The following is a 2016-nucleotide window of genomic DNA, read 5'->3' as shown; positions in this document are numbered from 1 at the left end:
TCCTGCCGCTGCACCTGTAGGGTAAGAAGCCAGCTTACCGATCTGGCCTGCGGCTGATACTCCCACTTCAGAAGGTGCCCCACCAAAACTCCCAGCCGGTTGCGCAGCTCTTGCCGCTGTTGCCTGCCCAACGATTCCATCTCCTCAATTAAATGGGGCAGATCCAGCTTCTCCCAAGCCCGCTCCCGCAGAAATTGGGCTTGTTGCTGAGTCCAAGCATAGAAATCCCTCTCATAGAGATTTTGGCGATCCACTCTCAACCCTCCCCTTTCTGACGGGCCGCCTGAGAGAAGTCTAGCCAGCCCTAGCAACTAAACTGCGGCTGCCACTTGGCCGCACTGCTCGTTGGCCGGCACCGCTTCCTGGATCTTCTTGGGCTGCGGCAGGTTGAGGCTGTTCATCAGGGCAATAAAGCTCTCCCGCGAGCGCAGCTTACCGGTTTCCGGATCCACGAAGCGGGGGTTCCAGCGCTTCTCTTCACCAATGGTGGAGACGGTGTGTCCCCGGTAGTCATGGCCGGGATAGACCAGCGTCTCGTCCGGCAGGGTAAACAGGTGCTGCGTCACGTGGTCGTACATCAAGCCGGGATCCCCACTTTGGAAATCGGTGCGCCCGCAGCCGCGAATGAGCAGGGCATCGCCGGTCAGAACGCGATCCCCATTGACGCGGTAGGTCATGTGGCTGTCGGTGTGGCCTAGGGTGGCGATGGCCTCGATGACAATGGATCCCACCTGCAGCGTTTCCCCATGGCCGATGAAGCGGTCGGCACATTGTGCCTTGGCCTGAACCGGCACCACCCCTTGGCAGCCGCTCAACTCCCGCAGCTTGCCGGTACCGGTGATGTGGTCGGCGTGAACGTGGGTCTCCAGGCAGTACTTCAAGGTCAGACCCAGCTCTCGAATTAACTTCCAGTCCCGCTCCACCTGCTCCAACACCGGATCCACCAGTACGGCCTCGCGGGTGTCTGGGTCTGCGATTAAATAAGTGTAGGTGCTCGTCTCGGAGTCGAACAGTTGGCGAAATAGCATGCTGCCCTCCTGTCTGTTGACAAAACCCGAAAGCGATCCGAATTCGGGTCTCTAGAGCTACTATATAACTATTTAGTGTTAAAATCAAGCTACCACCTCCCTCAAGACAGAACAGACTATGGATTGGGACAAGCTCGTGAAAGGTGGCAAAGACGAGTGCCAGTTGACCCTGACGCCGGAAGTGCTGACCAGCGTGGCGGAGTACTTCAAGGTTTTGGCGGAGCCCAGCCGGCTGCAGATCCTGTGTCAGTTGCGCTCGGGGCCCAAGAACGTTACCCAAATCCTAGAGGCCACCGGCATGGGCCAGGCCAACGTTTCCAAACATCTCAAGATCCTGGCGCAGGCAGGGATCGTCAGCCGCGAGCCCAGGGGCGTGAGCGTCTACTACCAAATTGCGGATCCCATCTGTTTTGAGCTGTGCGAGGTGGTGTGCAAGCAGTTAATCAAGCGCCTCAAGCAGCAGGCTCAGCAACTGGAACCCCTGGCGGCCCTTCACTCCGGCAGGCTGAGCCGCGGAGGTTCCTGAGGGCGGGGACGGCGCAGCAGCCCAAACAGGGCCACAACGGCAGCCATGATCCAGATGAGGAAACGGCTGGGGCGAAAGTCGCCTGCCTCGATTTGCCGCATCACCTGGTTGTAGCGCCAAGCAGAAAGGCCGATCATCAGGATTCCAAAGATCACCAACAGGAGGCCCAAGTTCTGGGCACTCAGGAGGCCGTGCGCCGCGGCGGGCTGCTCAGGGGAGTGGGCGGCTTCAATCTGCCGCAGAAATAAGCTGAAGCGGGCGAGGGCAAAGCCAAAGGCAATGAGAGCCACAGAGGTGCGCAGCCAGGCCAGAAAGGTGCGCTCATTGGCCTGGTGTTCCTGTTGGCGATCTGGGGGCAAGTTCATGGGCTACAGGGATCCCTCAAGGGCTGATTTTAAGACAGCGGGGATCCGGCAAGCTGGCCTTCTCCGGCTGGCGGGGAAAATAAAAGGCGGTGCGTTT

4 protein-coding genes are annotated in these 2016 nt (G+C 59.3%); 1 reads left to right on the top strand and 3 read right to left on the bottom strand.

The window, feature by feature from the left end; genetic code table 11:
- Window positions 1-254: DUF29 domain-containing protein (locus NW857_RS08750; RefSeq protein WP_414368683.1), on the bottom strand; the 254-nt coding region annotated here is incomplete at its 3' end.
- Between the two features lie 57 nt (window positions 255-311).
- Window positions 312-1028, bottom strand: a complete 717-nt coding sequence (locus NW857_RS08745) for an MBL fold metallo-hydrolase (RefSeq protein WP_414334971.1) — start codon at window positions 1026-1028, stop codon at window positions 312-314.
- A 118-nt stretch (window positions 1029-1146) separates the two neighbouring features.
- On the opposite strand from NW857_RS08745, the gene NW857_RS08740 reads away from it, so the two are divergent.
- The gene (locus tag NW857_RS08740) at window positions 1147-1554 is read left to right on the top strand and encodes an ArsR/SmtB family transcription factor (RefSeq protein ID WP_414334970.1); all 408 of its coding nucleotides are present in this window, start codon (window positions 1147-1149) and stop codon (window positions 1552-1554) included.
- Here NW857_RS08740 and NW857_RS08735 read toward each other — a convergent pair.
- Entirely contained in the window at window positions 1521-1919 is a 399-nt protein-coding gene (locus tag NW857_RS08735; protein WP_414368682.1) for a YidH family protein, read from the bottom strand. The two genes, NW857_RS08740 and NW857_RS08735, sit on opposite strands and share 34 nt — an antisense overlap.
- Window positions 1920-2016: the final 97 nt, after the last annotated feature.

This window comes from Synechococcus sp. H55.9 (assembly GCF_047462355.1).
Taxonomy (GTDB): domain Bacteria; phylum Cyanobacteriota; class Cyanobacteriia; order Thermostichales; family Thermostichaceae; genus Thermostichus.
Note: the sequence above shows the minus strand (reverse complement) of the source record. Positions and strands in the feature narration are given on the sequence as shown.